The organism is Desulfosporosinus sp. BICA1-9 (assembly GCF_000802135.1).
The window spans coordinates 1-7,198 of sequence record NZ_JUEE01000201.1 but is presented as its reverse complement, the minus strand read 5'-3'; the positions used below and the strand labels follow the sequence as shown (position 1 = coordinate 7,198).

Below are 7,198 nucleotides of genomic sequence, written 5' to 3'. Positions count from 1 at the left end.
CAATGCATAGTTGACCACTTAGAGTACCACTCCTTGCAGGTCAGGTTACCGTTCCACGGGCACTGCGAGATCTCCCGAGGTCATCCTACTTGCCTCCCTGTGAACTCGACCGTCTTAACTAATTTGGCTATTTCCATTTATCGGGCTTTCTCACATCTTGCAAAGTTACCCACCAAACCAGCCTGCATCGGTTCGCTTTCGCTCCGTTCCACAGTTTGCCTTCAGACCCTCCGGACCCCTCCTCACGGACGACGCCCTGTCTGTTAGCTAGTGCTTCCGAATGGAATCGGCGCACAGAGGAACTTTAATCCTCCAATACAAATAGAACTGCCCGGCGCACAACAAGGTGCAGAATATACATCCTGCACCCCAACACTCAAACTATGCTTCTTTTACACCTTAAGAAGGAAATATTAGACTTCAGTTATGCTACATTCCAAATAAATTTGGCACAAACATGACCACTCTTGGTAGGTAAGTCAGAATCAAAGCAGCTATAACCATGGCTATTAACATGGGCATTAATGTTGGGACTATCTTTTCGACCGGGATATTAACTATCTTACTGGATACAAACAGAGATAGAGCAACCGGTGGTGTTACTTGTCCAAGACTTAAAACCATTGTCATAATCGCTCCGTAGAAGATTGGGTCTACGCCAAGTTTTGTGATAATCGGCAATACTATTGGCGCTAAAATCAGGATTGCTGGCCCTTGATTCATAAACATACCTGTCACTAAGAAAACAATGTTTAGCAGCAACAAAATCAAAAATGGATTACTGGAAATATTAAGAATACCTTTAGTGAGGATGACTGGAATTCCCTCATTTGTCATTAACCAACCAAAAAGAGTGGCTGCGGCTACGACTAACATGATAGTTGCCGTACTTTCCGCGACTGAATATCCAATGGCCGGAAGGTCTTTCAACTTAATTTCCCGATATACCAATCCGCCAATGATAAAAGCGTAAACTGATGCTATTACAGCAGCTTCCGTAGGAGTGAAGAACCCTCCGTAGATACCTCCTAATATAATGACTGGCATTAGTAAGGCTAACAAAGACTCTTTGAAGGCACTCCACAACTCTTTAACAGCTATCCGTCCTTCTCCTTTATAGCCGTTCTTTACCGAAGTATAGTAAGAGTAGCCCATTAGGACAAGACCTAAAATTACTCCAGGCATTACTCCCGCAGCAAAAAGTTTGGCGATTGAAGTATTCGTTGCTACTCCGTATAGAACCAGTGGAATGCTTGGAGGAATAAGTACTCCAAGAATTCCTGCACTTGCTAAAAGGGAAGCAGAAAAACGGGGATCGTAACCTTTCTTATTCATTTCAGGGATTGTAATTCCCCCAACTGCCGCTGTGGTAGCGGGAGCGGAGCCTGTCAAGGCACCAAAGAACATACTCGCAACGACGGAAACCATTGCTAACCCGCCGGGCAATGTTCCAACCAAAGCTGAAGCTAAACGAACGAGTCTTTGTCCCATACCACCCGTTTGCATAAGCGCACCAGCCAATATAAAAAACGGAATTGCTAGCAAAGAGTATGCATCGACTGCAGAGAACATTTTCTGAGGTACTATCATTAGAGGTACTCCGGAAATAGCCAACCCACCCATAGCCCCCAGGATTAATGCCACAGCTACAGGAACGCCAATAGCAAGACCCAATACAAAAATTATTAGTAACGCAGTTAACATACTTGTAAGCCTCCTGTATTTAAGTTGACATCCTTAATTATGCTGTTTGGCCACTCGACTCAGCATAATTTCAAAGATAAAAAATGCCATTATAAACCCACCAATAGGAATTGCCAAATAAGGTAGAGTCATTGGAATTCCCATTGCATCAGATTTTTGTGTCCAATTCTGGATTGACAGTTTAAGACCATACACAGTTATGAATATACTTAAACCCAAGAAGGCTGCATCAGCAATTAGTTGAATAATCTTCTTACCAGTCGGAGGCAGCTTATCTAACATTAATTCCATATTGATATGAGCTTTTTTTTTGACAGCAGCAGCACTGCCAAAAAATGTTAGCCACACGAATAAATAACGGGTTAATTCTTCAGACCAGGGTAGGGGCGTAGATAAAAGATAACGGGTAGCAACCTGTAGAAAGCCCGCGATTGTCATAACCAAGATTATGGCGAAAAGAAGAACTTTTATAGCACTAAATAACCAATCAGAAAACCTGCTTAACACTGTCAAACTTATGCACCTCCAGGTTTTATAAAACGCGACGAGGTTTTTACCCCGTCGCAAGCATATCTGGCCTAGTTAGAAACTAAAAGCTTATTTCTTATTGGGATCAGCATTACGGACAGCATCGACTAAGTCTTTACCGATTTTCGGCTCCCACTCGGTGTAGACAGAAGCAGTAGCTTTAATGAAGGGTTCGAAGTTAGCAACTTCATTGACTTTTACTCCCTTAGTCTCCATCTCTTGTTGATATTTAATGGACTCTTCACGAGCTAGCTTACGCTGAAATTTAGTCGCTTCATCGGCTGCTTCTAATACTGCTTTTTGAACATCAGCTGGAAGTTTGTTGTATTTGTCGAGATTCATAATAAGGGCCATTGGCACATACATGTGCTTAGTCAAAGAGAAATACTTTTGGTTAGCTTCGTAGAACTTGCCAGTCATGAAGTGAGCTTCTGCAGCTTCAGCTCCATCAACACTCCCTTGGGAAAGAGCTGTATAGAGTTCACCCCAGTCAGTTGTCATGGGCATTGCTCCAAGTGCCTTGAAAGTACCTACATACACTTGGTTAGGAAATACTCTTAGTTTTAAACCCTTGAGATCTTCAATAGTGTTAACAGGACGGTATTTATTGAAAACATCACGGAATCCGTTTTCTGCCCAACCTAGAACCTTAAAACCTTGCTTCTCAGCCAATATAGCCATATCTTTTCCAATTTTACCATCAAGCACTGCATCGACATGCTCATAGCTCTTAAATAAGAAGGGCATGTCCATAACGTAATATTGAGGAATAAAGGCTGCCAATTGAGTTGTACCACTTAATTCCATATCCCCAGTACCCGCTTTAACAGCCTCAACCCTTTCGCGTGTACCGCCTAGAGCACCACTAGCGAAAATCTCAACCTTAACTTGGTTATTTGTTTTCTGAGCAGCAAGTTCCGCAAACTTTTCTAATCCTTTCTGGAAGTGGTGACTGTCAGGCATCACGTGTCCAACTTTTAAGACGATTTGCTTTTTTTCGGTTTCAGGAGAACTAGATTGTGCTCCGCACCCTATAAGTCCTAATGACAATAATGAAACGGCTGCTAAGACTACAAATTTACGAAGATTTTTTTTCATTATTCTTCCCCCTACTTAATTTATATTTACAGGATCAATTTAGATGCTTAACCCAACTCTGTGTATAGCAAAGCCTGTCGCTTCCTTCAGAATCTCACTTTTTGTAAGTTTGCCTGAGAGCACCTCTACAAGTTCATCATAAATCAGGTCCCCGGCCGCTTCCAATGAAAGATCTCCTTCTAGAATCCCGGATAGATCGATATCAACAGTGTCCTCCATCAAACCATAAGAGGTGGCATTACCAGTCACTTTGATTGTAGGCATAATGGGATGAGCAATCGTATGCCCGCCACCGGTAGAGAAAACAAGAGCTTGGGCACCCGCCGCAGCAATGGCTGTAATGGATTCACTGCCATGTCCGGGGGTATACATGAGATAGACTCCTGGAGTTTTTCCTGGAGTTTCACCAAGACCAATAACATCTTGAATTAAAGCGAAACCGCTTTTCTTGGCACCTCCCAGCGACTTTTCCTCGATTGTGCTTAATCCGCCCAGTATATTATCTGCAGTAGGCTGAGAACCCCGTATATCTTCCCCTGTGGCTAAAATACGCTCCTCGTAACCGCGAATTTGATGCCAAATTCTGTCCGCTACATCTGCATTAACTGCTTTTGAAGCCAACCACTCCTCAGCCCCCATAAGTTCTGGCAGTTCGGCAAGAATAGACCTTCCCCCTGCTCGGATGATACGATCCGAGCAAAAACCTAAAGCCGGATTTGACGATAATCCCGATGTTGTATCCGAAGTTCCGCAGTTTAATCCGAAGAGAAACTCTGAAATCGAAACTTCTTCTCTTTTGCATGTAGAAATCTGGCGAGTTATTTCCATAGCTTTAAGAGTGCCTTCGGCAACTGCCTTTACTGCTCCACCGCTGTCCCTTATATTAACGGTAGCTACCAGTTTACCTGTTTTAGAAATTTCATGGCCAATATCGTCAACATTACAAAGGTCTTCTCTAAAGTGGTCAACTATAACTACTCCACCAACATTCGGATGTTTCCCCATGGAGCATAAAATCTCAAAGGTCTGCTTACTATCTGATTTTGTTTGGGCTCGACCCAAATGATGAGTTACCGGTACAGCACCTAAAATCGAGTTGGCTATTCTTTCGACAACACTATTGGCATAAATAGTCGCAGAGAGAATTAAAATATAATTTCGAACACCTACAGAGCCGTCCGGTCGAATGTATCCTCTAAAGTTCGCCATTTTGGACAACTCCCTTCTCCTTAACTAAGTCTCCTCGTCCACGGAAACTATCAATATTATGAACGTGAACGTGTTCGCCAATTTCGATATTTACTGTAGCTTTTCCAATCACTGTCCCATATTTTATGACTGCCTCCCCTGTTTTTATGGGACTGATGGCAAGCTTATGACCGTATGGAATATCAGACCTGACAGCGATTTGAAACTCTTTTTCTCCTACTGAAAACACAAGGGTCTCGCCAATTTCAACCCTTTTGCGGAGAATTGTGGCTACATTGTCCCTATCAGGATCAACTACCAAAGCCACTTTGAACGACAATTTACACTCCTCCTTTTGGATTGTTTTATTTATTCAAGAATGGAAGGTCGAATTTTCCAGCGAGTTCATTGAGTTCTTGAAGCAATCCATCATTGACAGGGATTCCATTCTTTTGGCGTTCCTCGGCAATGGACTGACGCCGTTCACCTGGAATCCGGATGGCATCGACTTCCTCAGCCCTCGGGATTTTTTTAATTTCCCCGATCATGTCACTCATTCTTTGAGTATAGTCCGCCACAGGCATGAGTCGAGAGATATCCAGCGCGAAAAAGCTATGTCCAATATTCACCGGATCAAGAGCATCATCATAAATCCATCCCACATTAGTTCCATAAGCAGAGCCGCTAATGATCCCTGACATGATTTCGACTGCCAATGCTAAAGCATAGCCTTTCGCCCCACCGACCGGTAAAACTGCACCTTGCAGCGCTGCTGTGGCATCCGTCGTCGGTTTTCCTTCCTTATCGATAGCCCATCCCTCAGGTATAGAACGACCTTCCTTCGCCGCGAGAATAATATTTCCACGGGCAACCGTTGAAGAAGACATATCGACGATAACCGGCTCTTCTCCATTGGGGAATCCATAGGAAATGGGATTAGTTCCAAAATAAGGACTTATCCCTCCCCATGGGGGAATACCACTGGGTGAATTCGTATAGGCTTGTCCAATCATTTGCTGATTGGCAGCCATTTTGCAATACGTCGAAGCCGCTCCAAAGTGATTGCTGTTTTTAACCGTGACGAAACCGATCCCGAACTCCTTAGCTAAGTCCATCGCCACTTCCATAGAGCGATAAGCAACCAGTTGACCCAGGCCGTTATCTCCATCCACACTGGCGACTGCACCGTTCATTTTCCTTTGAATCAATGGCTTGGGATTAATGCGCCCATTCATCAAGCGAGATAGATAAATAGGCAACCGACTGATTCCATGCGTATCAATCCCATCCAAGCTCGTATCCACAAGAACAGAGGAAACGATCTTTGCTTCATCCTCAGGGACCCTAGTCGCCATCAAGAGGGCTTGACAAAAGTCTTCCAGCGTTTGAGGAGAGTACCGTTGACTCATCTCATCCCTTCCCTTCCTTTCCCATATGTAGGTTTTATTGACTTGCTTTTCTAAGAATATGACTATCCATGAGAAAGGGGTTTAAGATTTAATAATTACTCCATTAAATCTTAAACCCCCAGAACTTAAACAGTGAGTATTTGAGCCACAGCGAATGAAATGGAAAGCATCATTTACGCGCTTGGGTATAAACGAGTCAGAACAAATTCTTTATGGTTCAAGGCTTCGGCATCCGTCAAGCGACCACGTGCAGTTTTGACGATACACTCCATCACTTTATCAGCTGCTTGTTCCATGTTGATTTCACGAGACAGTACCCCACTAATGTTCACATCGATATGCTCAGACATATTGGTGCATGTATTCGGATTAGCGGACATCTTGATCACGGGCTCGATGGGATTGCCAACGATATTACCTTGTCCTGTGATAAAGATGTGCAAGGTTGCGCCAGCAGCCATCATAACCGTGACGCACTCAGCTGCCGCTGAGGAACTATCCATGAAGTAGCGTCCCGGTACGGTCGGCTCTTCACAGGGAGCAAGTACTCCGATGATCGGGGTTTTTCCTGCTTTTGTGATATTGCCCAGTGCTTTTTCCTCGATCGTCGTTAAACCACCGGCAATATTACCTTGAGTCGGCTGAGTTCCCAAAAGATCAGCACCCTTGGACTCGATGAGATCCATATAGTCTTTATGAATCTTAAGAAATTGCTCTGAGAGTTCAGGAGTTGCGAAGTGTTTGGCAAGAATATGCTCAGCGCCCGTTGTTTCCGGAGTTTCACCAAAGATTACGGTGCCACCCATTTCAACTAAGCGATCTCCGACAACTCCCGCTGTTGGGTTACTAGCCAAGCCGGTAGTGGTATCAGACTCACCGCATTTGAAGCTGACGACCAGATCTTTGAGCTCACACTCTACTTTTTCTAAGGAAGTAGCATATTGGACGAACTCCTGAGCTTTACGGGAAGCTCTTTCGATCGTTTTCAGATCGCCATACCCTTCGATACCGAAATACGCTACAGGTTTACCCGTCTCAGCAATTCCATCAGCAATTAGCTTAGCCCAGTTTGGTTCGATTCCGATGATGACGACAGCTGCAACGTTCGGGTTGCGGCCAGCACCAATTAAGGTTTTGAAGTGCAACTCTAGATCAGCACCAAATTGAAGGCGTCCATAAGGATGGGGAATTGCCAATGTTCCGGCTATATTGTGTTCCACGGCTAAACAAGAAGCATTGGATAAATCATCCACTGGAATAATTAGTACATG

At 44.0% G+C, this 7,198-nt stretch carries 7 protein-coding genes; all 7 read right to left on the bottom strand.

Annotated features, from left to right (window positions below; translation table 11 throughout):
* Nucleotides 1–429: 429 nt before the first annotated feature.
* Entirely contained in the window at nt 430–1,704 is a 1,275-nt protein-coding gene (locus JL57_RS24725; protein ID WP_034144594.1) for a TRAP transporter large permease, read from the bottom strand.
* Between the two features lie 33 nt (nt 1,705–1,737).
* Nucleotides 1,738–2,211 carry a TRAP transporter small permease gene (locus tag JL57_RS24720; protein ID WP_045691596.1) on the bottom strand — a complete coding sequence of 158 codons (474 nt, stop codon included), beginning with the start codon at nt 2,209–2,211 and terminating at the stop codon, nt 1,738–1,740.
* A 90-nt stretch (nt 2,212–2,301) separates the two neighbouring features.
* Entirely contained in the window at nt 2,302–3,330 is a 1,029-nt protein-coding gene (locus tag JL57_RS24715) for a TRAP transporter substrate-binding protein (protein ID WP_291300533.1), read from the bottom strand.
* A gap of 39 nt (nt 3,331–3,369) precedes the next feature.
* Complete coding sequence (locus JL57_RS24710; protein ID WP_034144592.1) at nt 3,370–4,539, bottom strand: UxaA family hydrolase; 1,170 nt, start codon at nt 4,537–4,539, stop codon at nt 3,370–3,372.
* On the bottom strand, nt 4,526–4,858 hold the full coding sequence (locus JL57_RS24705; protein WP_034144591.1) for a UxaA family hydrolase: 333 nt from the start codon (nt 4,856–4,858) through the stop codon (nt 4,526–4,528). The genes JL57_RS24710 and JL57_RS24705 overlap by 14 nt, the downstream gene beginning before the upstream one ends.
* Nucleotides 4,859–4,883: 25 nt before the next feature.
* Nucleotides 4,884–5,927, bottom strand: coding sequence for an Ldh family oxidoreductase (locus tag JL57_RS24700; protein WP_034144590.1), 1,044 nt, complete (start codon nt 5,925–5,927; stop codon nt 4,884–4,886).
* A gap of 173 nt (nt 5,928–6,100) precedes the next feature.
* The coding region (locus tag JL57_RS24695) for a UxaA family hydrolase (protein ID WP_034144589.1) at nt 6,101–7,198 on the bottom strand (1,098 nt) is incomplete at its 5' end.